General features: G+C 63.7%; 18 protein-coding genes. 7 read left to right on the forward strand and 11 right to left on the reverse strand.

Annotated features, from left to right (window positions below):
- The first annotated feature begins 55 nt into the window (after positions 1-55).
- Positions 56-601: an RNA 2',3'-cyclic phosphodiesterase gene (gene thpR / locus M2396_RS04230; RefSeq protein WP_259073337.1), complete on the forward strand. Its 546-nt coding sequence runs from the start codon at positions 56-58 to the stop codon at positions 599-601.
- Between the two features lie 8 nt (positions 602-609).
- Here the strand turns inward: thpR and M2396_RS04235 are convergent, their stop codons facing one another.
- The 4 genes from M2396_RS04235 to M2396_RS04250 all read right to left on the reverse strand — a co-directional run bounded on the left by M2396_RS04235 (position 610) and on the right by M2396_RS04250 (position 5,328).
- Positions 610-3,045 carry a TonB-dependent receptor gene (locus M2396_RS04235; protein WP_259073339.1) on the reverse strand — a complete coding sequence of 812 codons (2,436 nt, stop codon included), beginning with the start codon at positions 3,043-3,045 and terminating at the stop codon, positions 610-612.
- Positions 3,046-3,139: 94 nt separating this feature from the next.
- Entirely contained in the window at positions 3,140-4,114 is a 975-nt protein-coding gene (locus M2396_RS04240; protein WP_259073340.1) for a FecR domain-containing protein, read from the reverse strand.
- Positions 4,111-4,617 carry a sigma-70 family RNA polymerase sigma factor gene (locus M2396_RS04245; RefSeq protein WP_150569071.1) on the reverse strand — a complete coding sequence of 169 codons (507 nt, stop codon included), beginning with the start codon at positions 4,615-4,617 and terminating at the stop codon, positions 4,111-4,113. Before M2396_RS04245 ends, M2396_RS04240 begins: the two co-directional genes overlap by 4 nt.
- Before the next feature lie 111 nt (positions 4,618-4,728).
- Positions 4,729-5,328 carry an NAD(P)H-dependent oxidoreductase gene (locus tag M2396_RS04250; protein ID WP_259073341.1) on the reverse strand — a complete coding sequence of 200 codons (600 nt, stop codon included), beginning with the start codon at positions 5,326-5,328 and terminating at the stop codon, positions 4,729-4,731.
- A gap of 90 nt (positions 5,329-5,418) precedes the next feature.
- Here M2396_RS04250 and M2396_RS04255 point away from each other — a divergent pair, with 90 nt between their 5' ends.
- Positions 5,419-6,015, forward strand: coding sequence for a TetR/AcrR family transcriptional regulator (locus M2396_RS04255; RefSeq protein WP_259073342.1), 597 nt, complete (start codon positions 5,419-5,421; stop codon positions 6,013-6,015).
- 31 nt (positions 6,016-6,046) lie between these two features.
- Here M2396_RS04255 and M2396_RS04260 read toward each other — a convergent pair whose 3' ends face one another.
- Positions 6,047-6,982, reverse strand: a complete 936-nt coding sequence (locus M2396_RS04260; protein ID WP_150572428.1) for an AraC family transcriptional regulator — start codon at positions 6,980-6,982, stop codon at positions 6,047-6,049.
- A gap of 179 nt (positions 6,983-7,161) precedes the next feature.
- Between M2396_RS04260 and M2396_RS04265 the strand changes: the two genes are divergently transcribed.
- On the forward strand, positions 7,162-8,214 hold the full coding sequence (locus tag M2396_RS04265; RefSeq protein WP_101319963.1) for an NAD(P)-dependent alcohol dehydrogenase: 1,053 nt from the start codon (positions 7,162-7,164) through the stop codon (positions 8,212-8,214).
- A 15-nt stretch (positions 8,215-8,229) separates the two neighbouring features.
- Here the strand turns inward: M2396_RS04265 and M2396_RS04270 are convergent, their stop codons facing one another.
- The gene (locus M2396_RS04270; RefSeq protein WP_259073345.1) at positions 8,230-9,546 is read right to left on the reverse strand and encodes a hypothetical protein; all 1,317 of its coding nucleotides are present in this window, start codon (positions 9,544-9,546) and stop codon (positions 8,230-8,232) included.
- Between the two features lie 200 nt (positions 9,547-9,746).
- Between M2396_RS04270 and M2396_RS04275 the strand changes: the two genes are divergently transcribed.
- The gene (locus M2396_RS04275; RefSeq protein ID WP_150572425.1) at positions 9,747-10,949 is read left to right on the forward strand and encodes a sugar transporter; all 1,203 of its coding nucleotides are present in this window, start codon (positions 9,747-9,749) and stop codon (positions 10,947-10,949) included.
- Between the two features lie 8 nt (positions 10,950-10,957).
- On the opposite strand, the gene M2396_RS04280 is transcribed toward M2396_RS04275, so the two are convergent.
- Together M2396_RS04280 and M2396_RS04285 are read right to left on the reverse strand one after the other, a co-directional pair.
- Complete coding sequence (locus M2396_RS04280) at positions 10,958-11,542, reverse strand: LysE family translocator (RefSeq protein ID WP_150572424.1); 585 nt, start codon at positions 11,540-11,542, stop codon at positions 10,958-10,960.
- 50 nt (positions 11,543-11,592) lie between these two features.
- Positions 11,593-12,423: an AraC family transcriptional regulator gene (locus tag M2396_RS04285; RefSeq protein WP_101319953.1), complete on the reverse strand. Its 831-nt coding sequence runs from the start codon at positions 12,421-12,423 to the stop codon at positions 11,593-11,595.
- Positions 12,424-12,614: 191 nt separating this feature from the next.
- Here M2396_RS04285 and nfsB point away from each other — a divergent pair, with 191 nt between their 5' ends.
- Entirely contained in the window at positions 12,615-13,265 is a 651-nt protein-coding gene (gene nfsB, locus M2396_RS04290; RefSeq protein WP_259073346.1) for an oxygen-insensitive NAD(P)H nitroreductase, read from the forward strand.
- Here nfsB and M2396_RS04295 read toward each other — a convergent pair.
- Positions 13,252-14,187 carry a LysR family transcriptional regulator gene (locus M2396_RS04295; protein ID WP_259073348.1) on the reverse strand — a complete coding sequence of 312 codons (936 nt, stop codon included), beginning with the start codon at positions 14,185-14,187 and terminating at the stop codon, positions 13,252-13,254. The genes nfsB and M2396_RS04295 overlap by 14 nt on opposite strands.
- 113 nt (positions 14,188-14,300) lie before the next feature.
- Between M2396_RS04295 and M2396_RS04300 the strand changes: the two genes are divergently transcribed.
- Positions 14,301-15,500 (forward strand): MFS transporter, encoded by a 1,200-nt coding sequence (locus M2396_RS04300; RefSeq protein ID WP_101319945.1) that lies wholly within the window; start codon positions 14,301-14,303, stop codon positions 15,498-15,500.
- Positions 15,501-15,515: 15 nt separating this feature from the next.
- On the opposite strand, the gene M2396_RS04305 is transcribed toward M2396_RS04300, so the two are convergent.
- Both M2396_RS04305 and M2396_RS04310 read right to left on the reverse strand, forming a co-directional pair.
- Positions 15,516-16,670: a cysteine desulfurase family protein gene (locus M2396_RS04305; protein ID WP_259073349.1), complete on the reverse strand. Its 1,155-nt coding sequence runs from the start codon at positions 16,668-16,670 to the stop codon at positions 15,516-15,518.
- Between the two features lie 132 nt (positions 16,671-16,802).
- The gene (locus tag M2396_RS04310; RefSeq protein WP_101319940.1) at positions 16,803-17,729 is read right to left on the reverse strand and encodes a LysR family transcriptional regulator; all 927 of its coding nucleotides are present in this window, start codon (positions 17,727-17,729) and stop codon (positions 16,803-16,805) included.
- Positions 17,730-17,868: 139 nt separating this feature from the next.
- Here M2396_RS04310 and M2396_RS04315 point away from each other — a divergent pair, with 139 nt between their 5' ends.
- Positions 17,869-19,098, forward strand: a complete 1,230-nt coding sequence (locus M2396_RS04315) for an acyl-CoA dehydrogenase (RefSeq protein ID WP_188036111.1) — start codon at positions 17,869-17,871, stop codon at positions 19,096-19,098.
- Positions 19,099-19,134 lie beyond the last annotated feature (36 nt).

A 19,134-nucleotide genomic window follows, 5' to 3' on the forward strand; every position in this document is an offset into this window, starting at 1 on the left:
TCCGATCCGCGAGGCCGGTACACTCGACTAATCCGTTCATTAATCCGGAGCGAACATGGCCAAGGAAACGCGCCACAGCGGCAGCCCGTTCAAGCGACTGTTTTTTGCCCTGCCAGTCAGTGATGACCAGCGCCGCAGCGTCGCTCAGTGGCGCCGTGAACTTGAGTTGCGCAGCGGCAAGCCAGTGCCCGCCGACAACTTCCATCTGACCCTGCTGTTTCTCGGGGATGTCGACAGTGCGCAGTTACCCGCTCTGTGCGCTGCGGTCGACCAGATCAAACGCCCGGCCGCGCCGTTACGCGTGCTGCTCGATCAATTGCAGGTGTGGCCACGGGCGCAAGCGCTGGTGTTGCAGGCAAGTGATGCGCCGCCCGCCCTGCGTCAGTTGGTGTACGCCCTGGAACAGGCCGCGCTGGGCCTGGGCATCGCCCGCAGCAGCCGTGAGTACCGTGCGCACCTGACCCTGGCGCGGGACTTTCAGGGGCAGGTGCCGGAGGCCAGCGTGCCGGCGGATTTTTACCTCAGTGCGCGGCACTTCACCTTGTACGAGTCACGCAAGGGCCGCTATTGGCCGTTGGCGCAGTGGCCGCTGGAGGTCTGAGAAGCGCTTCAGAACTGCGGCGTGTACTTGACCGAGAACATCAGATTGCGCGGCTCGCCATAGTTGTTGCTGCCGTTGAGCTGGTTGAAGCCGGCGACCCAGTATTTCTTGTCGAACAGGTTGTTGGCGTTCAGCGCAAGATTCACTTCTGGGCTCAGCTGATACGCCACCCGCGCGCTCCATACCGTGTAGCCGGGCACCTCGTAGCTGCGCTCGTAACCCAGGGTGTGGCTCTGGCTGGTGAAGCCCATGCCAGTGCTCCAGCGCTGGCCGTCGACTGGCAGCTGGTAATCGGCCCAGGTGCGCAACATGTGCTTGGGCGTCCACTGGCTGAAAGTGCGGCCTTCGTTTTCCGGGTCATCAAGAAACGTGGTGGTGTTGTAGGTGTAGCCGGCGAACAGCTGCAGGCCGCTGACCAGCTCGCCGCTGATCTCGGCTTCGACCCCCTGGCTGCGGACCTTGCCGGAGGCCATCGAGCAGTACCAGCCATCACATTCCTGGCCCGATGCGATATCGGTAACCGCGCGGTTTTCCTGGTCATAACGGAAGATCGCCAGCGAGGTGTTGACCCGGCCATCGAGCAACTCGCCTTTGAGGCCGGTCTCGTAGTTGCTGCCAACGATCGGCTTGAGTGGGGCATTGCCCAGGGCACGTTCGGTCTGCGGCACGAACACGTCGGTATAGCTGGCGTACCACGACCATTGCTCGGTGAGGTCATAGATGAAGCCGGCATACGGGGTGACCTCACCGGACTCGGTCATACGGCTGGTGGGGTAGCGCGTGCCCGGATCGGTCGGGTTGTTGAAGTCGATCGAGTCCCAGCTGTAGTCGAACCAGCTGACGCGGGTACCTGCAATCAGCGTCAGGTCCTGAACCGGCTTGACGCGCCAGACGCCGTACAGGCCCTTTTGCCGAACGTCGTAGCTGGCTTGGTTATGGCGACCAAAAGGACCGGCCAGCAGGCTGTCGCGGCTCGGTTCCGGGCGGTCATGATCGATGTCGAAGATGTTGCCGCTGCCGGCGTTGAATTTGCGCCAGTAGGCGTCATCCGAGGTCAGCTTGGCGTAGTTGCCGCCGACGGTGATTTCGTGCGCCACCGAGCCGGTATCGAAGTGGCCGACCACGTTCATATCCAGCCCCAGCTTGCTGGAGTGGAAGTCAGTGATCCAGTCGGCGTAGCTGACGCCATCGCCGTTGGCCTCCAGGCCTTCGCCGGACGTCTGCACGCGCTGATGGGTGGAGGTGTTGGTCTCGTCCATGCGCACGGCGGCAGTCTTGAATGTCCAGTCGTCGTTGAAGCGGTGCTCGAGGTCCAGGTAGTAGGTGGTGACGTCGGTTTCGGCGCGGCTCCAGCGTGCGCCGGTGAAGGTCGAGCGGGGTAGATCGACCGGCTTGCCGCTGGCGTAACGCGGGATACCGCGCAGCATCGGCCGAGACTGTTCACGGCTGTAGCTGATACCTGCGCCAACCGTGGTGGCGTCGTTCAGGTCGATGTCCAGCGCGCCATACAGCGAGTGGGTTTTGCTCCATTGATAGTCGATGAAGCTGTCGCTCTGGTCTTCATCCAGCACCATCCGCCCGCGCACCTTGCCGTCGCTGGTCAACGGCCCGCCGGCATCCAGTTGCAGGCCATAGTGGTCCCAGGAGCCGGCCTTGCCGGTGATGGCCACGGTCGGCGCCGCCTGGCCGCGCTTGTGCACCAGGTTGATCGCACCACCCGGGCTGCCGGTGCCTTGCAGCAACCCAGAGGAGCCGCGCAGCACTTCAACGCGATCGAAGAACACCAGATCCTGGGTCGCCCAGTTGCCCAGCGAGTAGCTGTTGCGCTGGATCGGTACGCCGTCGTACTGCCAGTCATCGATCTGGAAACCGCGCGAAGTCACTACCATGCCCGGGCCGATACCCTGCGCGCCGACGATGCCGGTGGTGTGATTGAGCGCGTCCTTGAGGTCGGTGATGCCCTGGTCGTCCAACTGCTTGCGGGTGATCACCGTGACCGACTGGGGAATCTCCCGCAGGGTATGGGTACCTTTGCCCAAGGTGACCGCGCGCGCGGCATAGGAGCCGCTGCCTTCGCTGATGGCGTCGAGGTAGTTGTCATTGATGCTGGTCGCGCCCAGCTCCAGCGCGTCGCCGCCGACATTGGCCGGGGCCACGCTGAAATGGCCGCTGCCAGTCACCCGCAGTTGCAGGCCGCTGCCGCTCAGGGCGGTCTGCATGGCCTGTTCGGCGCTCATCTGGCCGACCACTGCTGGCGCCTGCTTGCCGCGCACCAGGTCTGGCTCCAGCGCGATAATGCTGCCGCTCTGGCTGGCGATGCGGTTGAGGGTGGCAGCCAGGCTTGCGGCCGGCAGGTTGAAGGTCAGGGTCTGCGCCTGAGCCAGGGCGCTCAAGCTGCTCAGAGCGAGGACCAGGGGCAGGGCGCGGGGCCAGGTGTTGTGCACGGTGTTCTCCCGTTGAAAAGTGGCTGTCAGGAGATAGGTGCGACGAGAAATGAAAACCGGACACGGCTGCGAATGATTTTTAAAAATATTCTCACTAGGCCGGCACTGGGCCGATCAGGGTCAGCCACGGTGCGTAGTGCTCGACCTTTATAGGCAAAGCTTCGGCGAGGGCGGCCAAGGCCTGTTGCGGCTGGTCCAGCGGGAACACACCCTGCACGCGCAGGCCGCGCACTGCAGGGGCCAGACGAATGTAACCACGCTGGTAGGGGCGCAGCGCCTCGACCACGGCGTGCAGTGGCTCATCCAGGACCTCCAGCTTGCCTTCGACCCAGGCGGCGCGCTGCAGCTGCTCACCACTGAGTAGCTGGATACCGTCAGCGCCAAGCAGCGCGGCCTGACCTTGCTGCAGGACTTGCTCCTGTCCATTCGGCAGGCTGGCGCGCACGCTGTGCTGTAGGACGGTAACCCGTGTTGTGGCCGGTTCCTGGCCGACCAGAAAACGCGTGCCCAGGGCCTGGATCTGACCTTGCGCGGCGCGCACCCGCAGCGGCCGCAGTGGGTCTTTGGCAACGTCGATCAACAGCTCGCCGTGACGCAGCACCACCAGCCGTTGCTCGCGATCAAAGCGCAGGTCAACCGCGCTGGCGCTGTTCATGCTGAGACGGCTGCCGTCTTCGAGGGTGAAGGTGCGGCGCTGGCCGCTAGCGGTGTGCAGATCAGCCATCCAGTCCTGCGCCGCGTCGCTGCGCCAGCCGGCCCACAGGCCGCCACCCAGCAACCCAAGCCCGGCGAGACTGCGCAGCACCTCGCGGCGTGTGCGCGTCGGTTGCAGCAGCAGTTGGCGGGCCTCACTGGCTTGCCCGGGCACGCGCTGATCCAGTGCTCTCAGCGCTGCGCACGGCCGACCCAGGCGTTGCTGTAACAGATCCCAGGCGTGTTGATGGCGCGGGTCTTGCGCCAGCCACTGGTCGACCCGGCGCAGCAGCGCTGGGTCCGGGCTAGCGGCATTGAGCTCGACCATCCAGTCGATGGCTTGCTCGGTCACGTTGTCCAGGCTGCGCGCACTCATGGCTGCAGCTCGCTCAGGTAGCACTGGCGCAGCGCCTGCTTCATGTAGCGGCTGACAGTGCGTTCGGACAGCTGCAATTTGGCCGCGATGTCGACGTAGCTCATGCCGTCGAGCTGACTGTAAAGGAATGTGCTCTTGACGATCGCGGGGAGGCCATCGAGCGCCTGGTCGATAGTCACCAGGGCCTCGATCAGCAGCAATTGTTCTTCAACTGACGGCGCCACCTGCTCCGGCAGATGGCTCAGGCGTTCCAGGTAAGCCTGCTCAAGTTGACGGCGGCGGTGACGATCGAAAATCAGTCGACGGGCAATCGTCGACAGGTAGGCCCGCGGCTGCAGGATACTGTCTGGATCAACCCGCGCACCGAGCATCTGGCAAAACGCTTCGGCAGCCGTGTCTTCAGCATCGGCGCGGTTACGCAGGCGCTTGTGGATGTGTTGGAGCAGCCAGCGGTGGTGATCGCTGAAAAAGAAGCCCAGCTTGCGGGTCGAGGTGCTGTCCAACGGTTGATATCCGATCGTGAGTGTGAATCGTTCTCAATGGTAGCTGGATCGGGAGAACTCCCGCAATGGCAGTGTGCTTGCGTCTCACTGCCGTATCAGCGGGCAGAGAGGTCAGGCGCTTATCGCAACCTTGTCGAACAGCTTCTGCCCGATCGAGCGCGCGCTCGCCAGATGGGCAAGGCTCTGGCCGCTCTCGCTGTCATCCAGAAGCGCCGAGCCAAGCACCCGAGCACCGCAGTAATCAAAGATTCCATGCTCGATCTGAGTCGCCATGGCATGGCCGTAACCATGCCGAACGAACGTGCCCGCGTCGGCGCCAGCCAGGCCAACCAGCTGTACCGGGAGGCCGTTGAGCTTTTTGATCAGCCGCCCGTCTGGCAAATAATCGAAGGCCCAGCCGTTGCTGAATACCCGCTCGACCCAGCCCTTGAGCAAAGCTGGCATCGACCACCAATAAACGGGGTAGACCAGCACCAGAGCATCGGCGCGTTCGATCCGCGCCTGTTCGCGCAGGACATCAGCCGGGGCTGTCGCCAGGCGCCGATGTACGGCGTGGTCAGCAAGGCCAAAGCGCGGGTCGAATCTCTCAGTGGCCAGGTCAGCAAGGCTGCTGCTGTGGCCTTCGTCGGCAAGGCCCTCCGCGATCTGTGCGGCAAGCGCATGGGTAAGGGACTCAGGATCATGGTGGCCGATGACGATCAGTGCGTGCATGAAGTTTCTCCACAAAGGGCTGCGAGACGCCAGGTGTCGCTATATACTTTCGGTAAGTTACCGTAGGTAAGTTACTTTTGGTAGGTTGTGATGTCAAGTGAGCAGAATCCGCAGTCGCGCAAGCGCCTGTCGCGGGAGCAGCGCCGGAGCCAGTTGCTGGAAGTGGCTCGGGAAATAGTCAGGCTGGAGGGCACCGATGCGCTCAGCCTCGGCCGGCTGGCACAGCAGTCCGGTGTGACCAAGCCAGTGGTCTACGACCATTTCGTATCGCGAAACGGCTTATTGGTTGCGCTCTATCAGGAATACGACGCGCGTCAGTCGACGATGCTGGATGCATTGCTGGCGCGCTGTGAACCGACGCTGGCGGATCGCGCACGGGTGATTGCCGCGGCGTATATCGATTGCGTGATCAGCCAGGGGCGGGAGATTCCCGGCGTCAGTGCAGCCTTGACCGGTTCGCCCGAGATGGAAGCGCTGAAAAACCGGTGCGAAGCGCCGTTTCTGAACAAATGCAGGCTCGCGCTGGCGCCGTTCGCGCCGAGTGGCGATATCGCTGCGGCAGGGTTGCGCGTGCTGGTGGGAGCGGCGGATGCCTTGTCGCAGGCCGCAGCAACCGGCGCGCTTGAACCAGAGCAGGCCAGGCAGGAGTTGCAGGCGACGATTGTCGACATGGTCCTGCGTCAGTAACGCTTTGCAGCGCGCTGCCTGGCTGAGCTGCTCAGACCGGAGCGGACAGATCGTTCAGGCTGCCCGGAGCAAAGCGTTGATAAGGCTGCTCATCTCCCGGGCTCTGGGCGAACTGGCGCTTGTACTCGCGGCTGAACTGCGAGGTGCTCTGATAACCGACCCGGTGCGCCGCCTGTGCCACGCCCAGGCCTTCGCCGATCAGCATCTGCTGCGCCTTGAGCAGGCGCAGGCGCTTGAGGTACTGCATTGGCGCCATGTCGGTGCAGCGCTTGAAGTGCTCATGGAAGGTCGACACGCTCATGTTGGCGCAGCTGGCCAAGGCTTCGACGCTGAGCGGCTCGGCGTAATGCTCGCGCAGATAAGCAAGCGAGGCAGCTACTCGGGCAAAGTGCCCTTGCTGCTCGACCAAGGCCCTCAGCACACCGGCCTGCGGCCCACGCAAAGCGGTGTAGAGCACTTCGCGCACCCGCGCCGGGCCCAGCACCTGGGCATCCAGCGGGTCCTGCAGGCACTGCAGCAGGCGCTCGACGCTATCGCGCATGGCCGCATCGAGTGCCGCCGAGGTCATCGACTGCGGGGTTTGCGCTTGCACACGGGCATCTGGCGCCAGCTGCATGCTCTGCACCAGTTCGCTGAGTACGCTGCGGTCGATGTCCACGGCCACGCCCAGCAGCGGCGCTTCGGCAGTCGCGAAGGTCTCGCACATGAACGGCACCGACAGCGCCTGCACCAGGTAATGACCGGCGCCGTACTCCAGGGTACGCGGTCCCAGCCTTGCCAGTTTGCTGCCCTGGGCGAGGATCATCAGGCTCGGTTCATAGATCTGCGGGCTGCTGGCGACGTAGTGATCCCAGCTGAGCACCTGCACCTGCGGCAGATGGGTGGGGACAAACCCCGGGCGCGTTGCCAGGCGGCGAATCAGGTCGCAGAGCGGGGCGTTGGCGTCGACATGGCGGGTAAGCTGCATAAAGGGCCTGGGCAGAGAATCAGACACTGGCATTCTCGCAGATTGATAGCCTGGCGCCATATCGGATGTAGCGGTTTCGGAGAATCAGGCAAGCATGCCGGAGAATTCACGGTGGTCTCGCTCGCCATCTGGCAGGAGAATGGCTGGCATTGAATCGTTTCACTTGAGAGGTCTTCGCCATGTATACCGCAATCGGTTATGCCGCCCAAACCCCGACCAGCCCGCTGCTGCCGATGAGCTTCGAGCGTCGCAGCCCGCGTGCCGATGACGTCGCCATCGAGATCCTTTATTGCGGCGTCTGCCACTCCGACATTCACCAGGCGCGCAACGAGTGGGGCATCGCTGTGTACCCGCTGATGCCGGGCCACGAAATCGTCGGCCGGGTGACGGCGGTCGGTGCCAACGTCAGCAAGCACAAAGTCGGCGACCTGGTCGGGGTTGGCTGCATGGTCGACTCGTGCCGCGAGTGCCAGGCCTGCGCCAAGGACCTTGAGCAGTACTGCCTGGCCGGCCCGACCATGACCTACGCGACCCCGGACCGGGTCGATGGCAGCAACACCATGGGCGGCTACTCCAACAGCATCGTCGTCAGCGAGCATTTCGTCCTGCGCATGCCGCAAGGGCTGGATCTGGCCAGCGCCGCGCCGCTGCTGTGCGCCGGCATCACCACCTACTCGCCGCTCAAGCACCATGGCGTCGGCCCTGGGCACAAGGTCGGTATTCTCGGCATGGGTGGCCTGGGCCACATGGGCATCAAGTTCGCCAAGGCACTGGGCGCTGAAGTGACCTTGTTCACCCGCTCCGCAGCCAAGGCTGAAGAAGCTCGCCGCCAGGGCGCCGATCACGTCATCGTGTCCAGCGATGCCGAGCAGATGCGCGCCGCCGCCGGGCGTTTCGACTTCCTGCTCGACACTATCCCAGTGCAGCACGACCTCAACCCCTACCTCGACACCCTGACTTTTGATGGCGTGCACATCCTGGTCGGCCTGATCGAGCCGGTCGAGCCACCACTGCATGCAGCCAACCTGGTGCTGAAGCGTCGCGTACTGGCCGGTTCGTTGATCGGTGGCATCGCCGAAACCCAGGAAATGCTCGACTTCAGCGCCGAGCATGGCATCACCTGTGACATCGAGATGCTCGATATCCGCAGCATCAACGAAGCGTTCGAGCGGGTGATCGCTGGCGATGTGAAATACCGCTTCGTCATCGACATGGCCACGCTGAAAGCCTGACTGGCAGGTGAAGGGTCACCAGGCCAGTGGCTTGTCCAGGCCCTTCCAGAACAGCCAGCGGCGTAGCTCGGCGTGCTCGCCAGTGCCGATCTGCCAGTCAGGTCGGCCGCTGTCGAGGGCTATCAGCGAGATGAAGCCGGCATAGCTGGCGGCGACCAGGGTTTTGCCATCTGCGCTGATGTCCATGGCGCACAAGGTCGAGCCCAGGTAGTGCTGCCAGTGCTCCTGACCGTCTTCGCCAAATGCCCGCAGATAGCCGTGCGCATCACCCACGATGTACTCGCCGGCGCGGGCTACGCCAGCGTAGATCCGCGCGCCATCCTCGACCAGCGGCGTGCGCGGGTCTTCGCTGTAGTAGTCGGTATCGAGCCCCGGCAGGTCAGCCGTGCGCACACCCAGGGTGTTGCCGTTGTAGAAATGGCAGGCATTCAGGATCAAATGGTCGCCGCGCTGATTGAACAAGGCAAAGTGTGGGTATTCACCGACGGGGCCGACTTCAGCGACCACCTGCAGTTGATCATCCAGCACCAGATGGCGCACGCCTTGTTCGCCGATTACGAGCAGGCGGCCATCGGGCGAGACTGCGCCATGCTCCATCGACAGGCCCAGGGCGATATCGTCGGGGTCGATCCCTTCTGCCAGATCATCGAGAATCGTCTGCTGCTGCGGCAACAGGCGAGTCGCCCGTTCGCCGGTGAGCACAAATATCCCTTCGCCGCTGACCAGCAATACCCGCTGCCCATCCGGGAAGGGGATCAGCGCGCTCGGTGTGGGCGGCAAATCGAACGGTTCGAACGGATAGCCTCTGGGCAAACCTTCAAGGCCATGGGGCCAAGCCATCCGCGCCACCTGCGGGCCACCCCAGCCGTCAGTGACGCGGATACCCTCGGCGTTGGCCAGGGCGAAATAACGCCGCTGCGGGCAGCGGCCAAAGTGCTCGACGCCGATCACCGGGGTCACCGTGCGCCCATCGATGCGTACCACCTGGCCTTTTTCGTGAGGCATCCCAATCCGTGCCAGCAGGCTGCCGTCATCGAGCATGAGCACGCTGGCGATGCCTTGCCCGTGCTGCTCCAGCAGCGGTACCAGTGGCAGGTGGGCGGGCGGCCAGTCGCTGCGAAATGCGCGGCGTTGCTGCTCATCGACATAGGGCTGATTGATCGCCTGCAGCGCCGCCTGCCAGGCCGGCAGCAGGTGCTCGGTGGCAGGCGCGACCGGCTCCTCGAGGTTGTCCCAGCCCTGCGTGCGGCCTTGCGCGACGTAGTGGTTGATGGCCTTGGCATAGGCGATTACGGCCTGCTGCCATTGTTGCTGGGCGTGCTGCTTGTCCATGAACGGATCGGACTCCTTGTTCCGCGGTCTGTCTCTAGAGTGCACATGTTACTCCGCCCGCACTGCGGTTGTGAGGCCTTGGCTTGGCGCGTACCATGGCCGCCATCCTTGATACATATCTATCCGCACCTGCCGCATGCTTTCGCAGCGGGCTGGGTTGCGCGCTTGTCGTCTTTTTTCAGGAGCTGTAATTCCCATCCATGAATGGTCCGATCCCTACATCCATGCCCGCACCGGTGGGCGGCGGCAGCTGGCTCAGCGTCATTGCGTTGGCCCTGGCTGCGTTTATCTTCAATACCACCGAGTTCGTACCGGTGGCGCTGCTCAGTGACATCGGCCGCAGTTTCGACATGAGCACTGCTCAGGTCGGCCTGATGTTGACCATCTATGCCTGGATAGTCGCGCTGGCGTCGCTGCCGATGATGTTGCTGACGCGCAATATCGAGCGGCGCCGCTTGCTGCTGTGGGTGTTTCTGGTGTTCATCGTCAGCCACTTGCTGTCTTGGCTCGCGCAAAGTTTCACCATGCTGGTGCTAAGCCGTATCGGCATTGCCTTGTCGCATGCGGTGTTCTGGGCAATTACCGCTTCGCTGGCCGTGCGGGTGGCGCCAGCGGGCAAGCAGGCCAAGGCATTGGGCCTGCTCGCGACCGGTACCACCCTGGCGATGGTCCTGGGCATTCCGCTTGGCCGGGTGGTGGGCGAGGCGCTGGGCTGGCGGGTGACGTTCCTGAGCATCGCCGGCGTGGCGCTGGTGACCATGCTCTGCCTGATGAAGTCGCTGCCGTTGCTGCCGAGCCAGAACTCCGGCTCGCTGCGCAGCTTGCCGGTGTTGTTCAAGCGTCCGGCCTTGGTGATTACCTACCTGCTGGTGACCTTGCTGATCACCGCACAGTTCACCGCCTACAGCTATATCGAACCATTTGCCTTGCATGTCGCGCAGATCGGCGGCGATCGCACCACCTTGTTGTTGCTGCTGTTTGGCGGTGCCGGGGTGATTGGTTCGGTGCTGTTCAGCCGCTACAGCGAGCGTTTCCCGCAGCTGTTCCTGCTCGGTTCGATGGGGTGCCTGGCCGCTTGCCTGCTGCTGCTCTGGCCACTCTCGGGCAACTTCACTGTATTCGCCGTATTGAGCATGTTCTGGGGGGTGGCGATCCTTAGCTTCAGTCTGGCGTTGCAGTCCAAGACCCTCAAGCTGGCCTCGGACGCCACCGATGTGGCCATGGCGTTGTTCTCTGGCATCTACAACATCGGGATCGGCGGCGGCGCGTTGCTTGGCAGCATCGTCAGCGGCCAGTTGGGCGTGGCTTACATCGGCCTGGCTGGTGGTTCGGTGGCTTTGCTCGGCCTGATCCTGGCGCTGGTCAGCCTCAAGCGCTTGCGCGAGGCGCCTGCGCTCGGCTGAGCCGGCCGCTACAGCAGCAGCGCCGACCACGCCGAGGCAATCAGCAAGCACGCCAGCAGCTGATTGAACCGGCGCTGGCGCTGCGGCGACTGCAACCAGCGGGCGCTACCAGCACCGAGCAGGGCCCAACTGGTCATGCTCGGCAGAGCCACCAGCAGCAGCACCAGCGCCAGCTGCCAGACCGGCTGGCCCGGCGCTGCATACACGCCGATTACCGCCACGGCCAGCAACCAGACCTTGGGGTTGATCAGTTGCAGCGACGCGGCACTGAGCGCGCCGAAGGGCTGTTGTTCGGCACTCTGGATCGGCTCGCCGGCACTGCGCAGCAACTGCCAGCCCAGCCACGTCAGCCAGATCACGCCGAGCCAGCTCATCACTTGCTGCGCCAGCGGATAGCGCAGCAGCACTTCGCCCAGGCCCAGGCCAACCGCCCAGACGATCGCCGCCGCAGCCGTGGAGGCCGCCACAATCGGCGCCACGCTGGCACGCAGCCCGGCACGGGCGCTATGGGCGAGGATCAGCACGTTGGTCGGCCCGGGGCTGATGCTGGTGACCAGCGCAAACAAGGTAAAGGGCAACAGGGACTGCAGCATCAACGGTAACTCCAGAGGGATGGAGCACCATGGTCGCTGCCGCCGCCGGGTCAGTCTGGAAGCTTTGAGCAGCGCCGCTGGTAGGCTGCTGGGGTCAGGCGATACGCCCGGCGGAACCAGCGGCCGAGGTGGCTTTGGTCGGCAAAGCCAAGCGCCGTGGCCACTGCAGCGGGGCTCTCGCCCAAGGCCAGCAGGCGCCGCGCCCGAGCCAGGCGCAGCTGAATCAGGTAGGCGTGCGGGGCCAGGCCGAAGGCCGCCTTGAACGCGCGACTCAGACGAAAACGATCGACCCCGCAGGCCTGGGCCAGCTCGACCAGGCCGATATCCTGATCGATATGCGCGTGCAGGTAGTCCCGCGCGCGCTGCGCAGTCAACGGCAGGCGTGGGTCGGGATTGAGCCGCTTGCGCCAGTGCAGGTGCTGGGTCAGACAGGCGAGCATGTCGTCCATGGCCGTCTGGCGCACGATGCGCAGGTCCTGACTGTGCACGGCGTCGAAGGCGCGCATGATCGCCCCGCTCAAGCGCACATCGTTGCACTGGGTATCGGCAAAACTGGGCAGGCTATTGGCCGGCGCTTGTTCGAACAAGCTCGGCAGCTCGGCCTGCAGCCAGTCTGGCTCCAGGTACAAGGTGAAGTAGGTGAAGCCGTCGGCAGTCGGCGCCAGGCCATCGTGGATCTCGCCAGGTTCGAGCAGAAATACCTGGCCGGGCGTACTCACATGGCGGGCGCGGCGGCAGTTGAACTGCTGCACGCCTTGCTCGGTGGCGCCGACCAGGTAGCTGTCATGCCAGTGCGGGTCGTAGGCGTGCCCGGTGAAATGCGCGCGCACCGACTCGATGCCGGTATCGGCGTCCTGGCTCAGATCAATCCAGTTGGTCATGGGCGGCAGCTGCTGGTGAGTGGGCCCACTACCTTAACCCACAAGGGCTGGTCAGGTTTAGAACGGATGTGCAGCAGGTTGCGCAGCATTTTCGTCATTGGCATGAAAGTGTTGCTGTATTTTCAGCGGTTTCTATTGGCTACAACAGCGCTAAGATGCGCGTCGAATCCGCACACCTCAGGAGCTTTTCGATGGACACCGTTACCCTGGCCAAGCGCCGTTACACCACCAAAGCCTACGACGCCAGCCGCAGAATCCCGCAAGCGACCATCGATACCTTGCTCGAGCAATTGCGCCACAGCCCGTCTTCGGTCAATACCCAGCCTTGGCACTTCATCGTTGCCGACAGCGCTGAAGGCAAGGCGCGGATAGCCAAGAGCACCGAAGCGTTTGCCTACAACACCGCAAAGATTCGCGATGCCTCGCATGTGCTGGTATTTGCCGCGCGCACCGAAATGCCTGAAGCGCATCTGCAGGCCCTGCTGGAACAGGAAGCCCGTGACGGCCGTTTTCACACCGAGCAGGCCAAGGCCGGCCAGGACCTGACCCGGCGCAGCTATGTCGACCTGCACCGCTTCGATCAGAAAGACCTGCAGCACTGGATGGAAAAACAAACCTACCTTGCCCTCGGCACTGCGCTGCTGGGCGCTGCCGCGCTGGAGCTGGATGCCACGCCGATCGAAGGTTTTGACAGCAAACTATTGGACGCCGAGCTTGGCCTGCGCGAGCGCGGCTTCACCAGTGTGGTGCTGCTCAGTCTGGGCTACCGCAGTGCCGACGACTTCAACGCTGGGCTGGGCAAGTCGCGCTTGCCGGCATCGAGTCTATTCACCTTCCTTTGACCTGCGGGTCCAGCACCAATATCAGCTGTGCGCTGAGCGCTTCGACCAATGCGCTGACCTTGGGCAAATGGCGCCGATTGCGGCGCCAGGCCAGGTGAATCGGCAGGCCCTCGCTGGCGAACTCTGGCAGCACTTCGACCAGGCTGCCCTCATCCAATTGGCGCTGAACCAGCCAGGTCGGTAACTGGGCGATGCCGTGGCCGGCCATGATCGCTATCGCCTGGCCTTCGGCGTCACCGATGGCCAGGCGGCCGCTGATGCTTTTCAGTTGCGTCGCGCCTTGCCGGCCACTGGCGAAATGCAGGGGGGGCGTGCTGCCATCGGCGCAGGCGTACAGCACGCAACCAAGTGCCTGCAAGTCGCGCTCATCATGCGGCGTGCCGTGCTCGGCGAGGTAGCTGGGGGCGGCGCAGAACACCGTGCGCTGGCTGCCCAGATAGCGATGCTCGACACCAGCCGGCCACACCTGCGGCCCGCCAATGCGAACGATGACGTCGATGGCGTCCTCGAGCATGTCGACAAAGCGATCGGACAAAGTGATGTGCGGCTGCAGGCGCGGATGGCGCCGGGCGAAGTCGAGCACGGCGGGCAGCGCATGCAGGCGGCCGAAGCTTGCGGGCAGATCGACCCGCAGCGGCCCGCATGGCTCGTTCAGTTCATCATGCAGGGCCATCTCGGCTTCGGCGATCTCGGCCAGCACTCGGCTGCAGGTTCGCAAGTATGCAGCGCCGCTGTCGCTGAGCAGCAGGCGCCGGGTAGTGCGCTCGAACAGCCTGACCTGCAAGCGTTGCTCCAGGCGCGCCACACCCTTGCTGACGGCTGAACTGGTCAGGTTCATGCGCTCGGCGGCGGCGATGAAACTACCTGCGTTGGCGACATTGACGAAGAAGTCGATGTCCTTGAGATGCTCGGCAACAGGCATGGAGGAGGGCCTTGATTGGTGAAAATGGTTCAGCAAATTACGGAAAATCTACCCGTAATAGGCGTGTAATTCCATATTAAGCTTCGCGGCTGAAAGTTTCCGAGCGATAGACGATGCAAAATTCTTCCCTGACTGCTCCCGCAGTCGCCGACTCCGGGCAGCGCACCGGGCTCTCCATTCTGTTGTTCGCGGTCGGCGGCTTTGCCCTGCTGACCACTGAATTCATCATCCTTGGCTTGCTGCCGGGGCTGGCCCGCGACTTGGGCCTGTCGATTGCAGCAGCGGGCCAGTTGGTGACCCTGTTTGCGGTGACTGTCATGCTGTTCGGGCCGTTTCTCACCGCCTGGTTGTCAGCCTATCCGCGCAAGACCCTGTTCATTGCCATCGTGCTGGTGTTTGCCGCCTCCAACGCACTCGCCGCAGTAGCGCCAAACGTCTGGGTGCTGGCGCTGGCACGGGTCGTCGGCGCACTGGCGTTGCCGGTGTATTGGGGTACCGCCAGCGAGAGTGCAGGGCAGTTGGCAGGGCCCGGCCGTGAGGGCTGGGCAGTGGCCAAGGTCTACCTGGGCATCACTGCGGCGTTTGTCTTCGGCATTCCGCTGGGCACCGTCGCCGCCGGGCTGGTCGGCTGGCGTGGCAGCTTCTGGCTGCTGGCCGGGTTGTGCCTGCTGGTCGCGCTGCTGATGTGGGCCTGGTTGCCGAAGTTGCCGCCCGCGCCGCAGCGGGCGCAAGGCGAACGGCAGACAGTGATCTTGCGTGACCGGCGCTTTATTGCCCATGTGCTGTTGTCGGTGCTGGTGTTTACCGCGATGTTTACCGCCTACACTTATCTGGCAGAAATCCTCGAACAGGTGGCGGGTGTGCCTGCGGCTCAGGTCGGTTGGTGGCTGATGGGCTTTGGTGTGGTCGGCATGCTTGGCAACAGCCTGGCCGGGCGCATCGTTGACCGTAGCCCGCTCGGGGCGACGGTACTGTTGCTTGTCATTCTCGCGACTGGCATGGGCGCGGTTGCTCCCGTGGTCGGCAACCCAGCGCTGCTGCTGATCGCCCTGGCGCTGTGGGGCGTTGCCTACACGGCGTTGTTCCCGGTGTGTCAGGTGCGCGTCATGCAAGCCGGCGCCAAGGCTCAGGCTCTGGCCGGCACATTGAACGTGTCTGCTGCAAACGGTGGCATCGCGGTTGGCGCTGCGCTGGGCGGGCTGGTGATTCAATGGTACGGCACTGCAGCGCTGGGCTACGTCGCCAGCGCGGTGGCTGGCTTGGCCGTATTGGCCACGCTGCTGTTGATGGCAGGCGCGAGGCCGCGCGCCTGAACATGTCGCGTGTGGTTACCAGAAGGTCGGCGCAGCGGTCGCCAGCACGCGGGTAAACACCTTGATTGCAGCATCCACATCAGTCTCTGTGGTGTAACGGCCTAGGCTGATGCGCACACTGCTGCGAGCTTGTTGATCGGTAAGGCCCAGCGCCAGCAGCACATGTGACGCAGTATTGCTGGCGGAGTTACAGGCTGAAGTCGTCGACAACGCCAACTCGCTGGCCAGCGCTGCGCTGTTGAAGCCTGGGGTGGCGATGCGCAGGTTCAGGGTGTTGGCGATGCGTTGCCGCGGGCAGCCATTGAGTGCGACACCCGGCAGTGCCAGCAAACCGTTGAGCAGGCGTTCGCTGAGTTGATGGATGCGCTGTTGCTCGGCCGCGGCAGGTTCGCCTGCCAAGGCGAAGGCGCTGCCCATGCCGGCGATCTGGTGGGTCGCGAGGGTGCCCGAGCGCAGGCCGCCTTCATGGCCGCCACCATGCATCTGGGCACGCATCAGTGGTCGCGCTCGCGGGCCGACATACAGTGCACCGATGCCCTTGGGGCCGTAGACCTTGTGCGCTGAGAAGGACATCAGATCGACGGCCTGCTCGCGCAGATCGAGCGCGACCTTGCCGACTGCCTGGGCAGCGTCTACGTGCAGTATCGCGCCATGGGCACGAACGATCTCGCCAATCGCGGCATAGTCGGTGACGGTGCCCAGTTCGTTGTTGACCGCCATCAGCGACACCAGCCGCGTGTCGTCGTGCAGCGCCTGGCGAACCGCATCGGGCTGAATCAACCCGGCCTGATCGGGCATCAGGCGGGTCACTGCCCAGCCTTGACGCTCAAGCTCGGCCACCGTGTCGAGCACTGCCTTGTGTTCCAGCGCGCTGGTAAGCAGGTGCCCAGGCTTGTCGGCGCCATCGGCGATTCCTTTCAGGGCGAGGTTGTTGGACTCGGTGGCGCCTGAGGTCCAGACCAGCTCCTCTGGCTGCGCGCCAACCCGCTCGGCGACCTGCCGGCGGGCCTGCTCGACCACGGCACGTGCCGCCTGACCATAGGCGTGACCGCTGGAGGCAGGGTTGCCGAAGTTGGCGTGATGGCCGAGGCAGGCGAGCATGGTTTCGATAACCCGCTCATCGACGGGGGTTGTGGCGGCGTAGTCAAAGTACAGTGGGGCGCTGGGCATGATGGACTGATCCGGGCATGTCGCCTGATGGTGGCGAACGTTAGCGACATGCTATCGGTCTACAGCCACAAACTTTTTCCCTTGTTTTCCCGCTAATCCCGGTCTGGTAGGAGAAAATTCTCCTAAAGCCTCTCAAGCAGGATCAAACATTTTTTCCTCTTCCACCACAACCCGCTCACACAGTTCGATGATCTGTTCGCGCATCCAGCGGTTGGCTGGGTCCTGGTCGGTGCTTTCATGCCAGTACAGGTGAGTTTCCAACGGCGGTACGTCAACCGGCAGTGGCAAGTGGCGCAGTTGATGGCGGCGGGCGAAACGCTCTGGCACGGTCATTACCATGTCAGTCTGCTGCAACACCTGCGAGGCCATCAGGTAGTGTTGCGAGCGCAGCGCAACCTTGCGTTGCAGGCCCATCTTGCCCAGCGCCAGGTCGACATAACCCAGGCCGTTACGCCGGCTGGAGATATGGATGTGGCTCATGCCCAGGTACTGCTCCAGCGTCAGCTTGGCCTCGGCCAGTGGGTGGCCCTGACGCATTGCGCAGACGAAGCGGTCCTGCATCAGTTTGACGTGGCGCACCTGTGGGTCGGTGTTGAGCGGCGCATCGACGGCGAAATCGAGGCGGCCAGCGGCCAGCTCCTTGGTGGTTTCGCGGCGTTTGCACAGGAAGCTTTCGATCATCACCGCCGGTGCCAGCCGGCGCAGACGCTGGAACAGCGGCGGCAGCACTACCGCTTCGGTCAGGTCGGTCATGCTGATGCGGAAGGTCTTATTGGCCTGCTGCGGGTTGAAGATGCGGCTTTCCTGCACCGACACCCGCAGCAGCGCCAGCGCGTTGCGTACCGGGCCGATGATGTTCTGCGCCATCGGCGTCGGCACCATGCCTTGGGCGGTGCGCACGAACAGCGGATCGTTGAAGGTCTCGCGCAGCCGCGACAATGCGTTGGACACCGCCGGCTGGGTAATGCCAACGATCTGCCCGGCGCGGGTCAGGTTAGCTTCGGTGTAGATCGCATCGAAGACGATGAACAGATTGAGGTCAACCTTGCTGAGATTCATTGGGCGCCGCTCGACGTGATGTTATCGTTGGATCATATATCGGTTATGAATGTTTATACACGCTGAAAATAGGCTAGGTGGATTGGCGCGCTTGTTCTAGGCTCAGGCCCATGTTCTTCATCCTGTGAAGGTAAGCCCGATGGATTTCGCCTATTCGCCCAAGGTTCAAGCCCTGCGAGAGCGCGTCACTGCGTTCATGGACCAGCATGTTTATCCTGCCGAAGCAGTGTTCGACCGCCAGGTTGCCGAGGGTGACCGCTGGCAGCCGACCGCGGTGATGGAAGAGCTCAAGGCCAAGGCTCGCGCCGAAGGCCTGTGGAACCTGTTTCTGCCCGACTCGGAATACGGCGCCGGCCTGAGCAACCTTGAATACGCACCTTTGGCGGAAATCATGGGACGCTCGCTGCTGGGGCCGGAGCCGTTCAACTGCTCGGCGCCCGATACCGGCAACATGGAAGTGCTGGTGCGCTACGCCAGCGAGGCGCAGAAACGTCAGTGGCTGGAGCCGCTGCTGCGCGGCGAGATTCGCTCGGCGTTCGCCATGACTGAGCCGGATGTTGCCTCATCCGACGCCACCAACATGGCGGCCACGGCCGTGCGTGATGGTGATCAGTGGCTGATCAACGGGCGCAAGTGGTGGACCTCCGGCGCCTGCGACCCGCGCTGCAAGGTGATGATCTTCATGGGCCTGTCCAACCCGGATGGCCAGCGCCATGAACAGCACTCGATGATTCTGGTACCCACCGACACGCCCGGGCTGAAGATCGTCCGGCCATTGCCGGTGTTCGGCTACGACGACGCCCCCCATGGCCACGCCGAAGTGCTGTTCGACAATGTGCGCGTGCCCTATGAAAACGTCCTGCTGGGCGAAGGCCGCGGCTTCGAGATTGCCCAGGGGCGGCTGGGGCCGGGGCGGATTCACCACTGCATGCGTTCGGTGGGCATGGCCGAGCGCGCGCTGGAATTGATGTGCCGGCGCTCGGTCGAGCGCACGGCTTTTGGCCGGCCCCTGGCGCGGCTTGGCGGCAACATCGACAAGATCGCCGACTCGCGTATGGAAATCGACATGGCCCGCCTGCTGACGCTGAAGGCGGCCTACATGATGGACACCGTTGGCAACAAGGTCGCCCGCAGCGAGATCGCGCAGATCAAGGTGGTCGCGCCCAATGTCGCGCTGAAAGTGATCGACCGGGCAATCCAGATCCATGGCGGGGCAGGGGTCAGCGGTGATTTCCCGCTGGCCTATATGTACGCCATGCAGCGCACCCTGCGCCTGGCGGACGGGCCGGACGAAGTGCATCGGGCCGCCATCGGCAAATATGAAATCGGCAAGTATGTGCCGGCGGAGTTACTGCGCATGGGCCGCTGAGGGTGACGCGCCTGGGCAGCGCGCCGAACCTGCACT

Source organism: Pseudomonas sp. BIGb0278, from assembly GCF_024809895.1.
Classification (GTDB): domain Bacteria; phylum Pseudomonadota; class Gammaproteobacteria; order Pseudomonadales; family Pseudomonadaceae; genus Aquipseudomonas; species Aquipseudomonas shirazensis.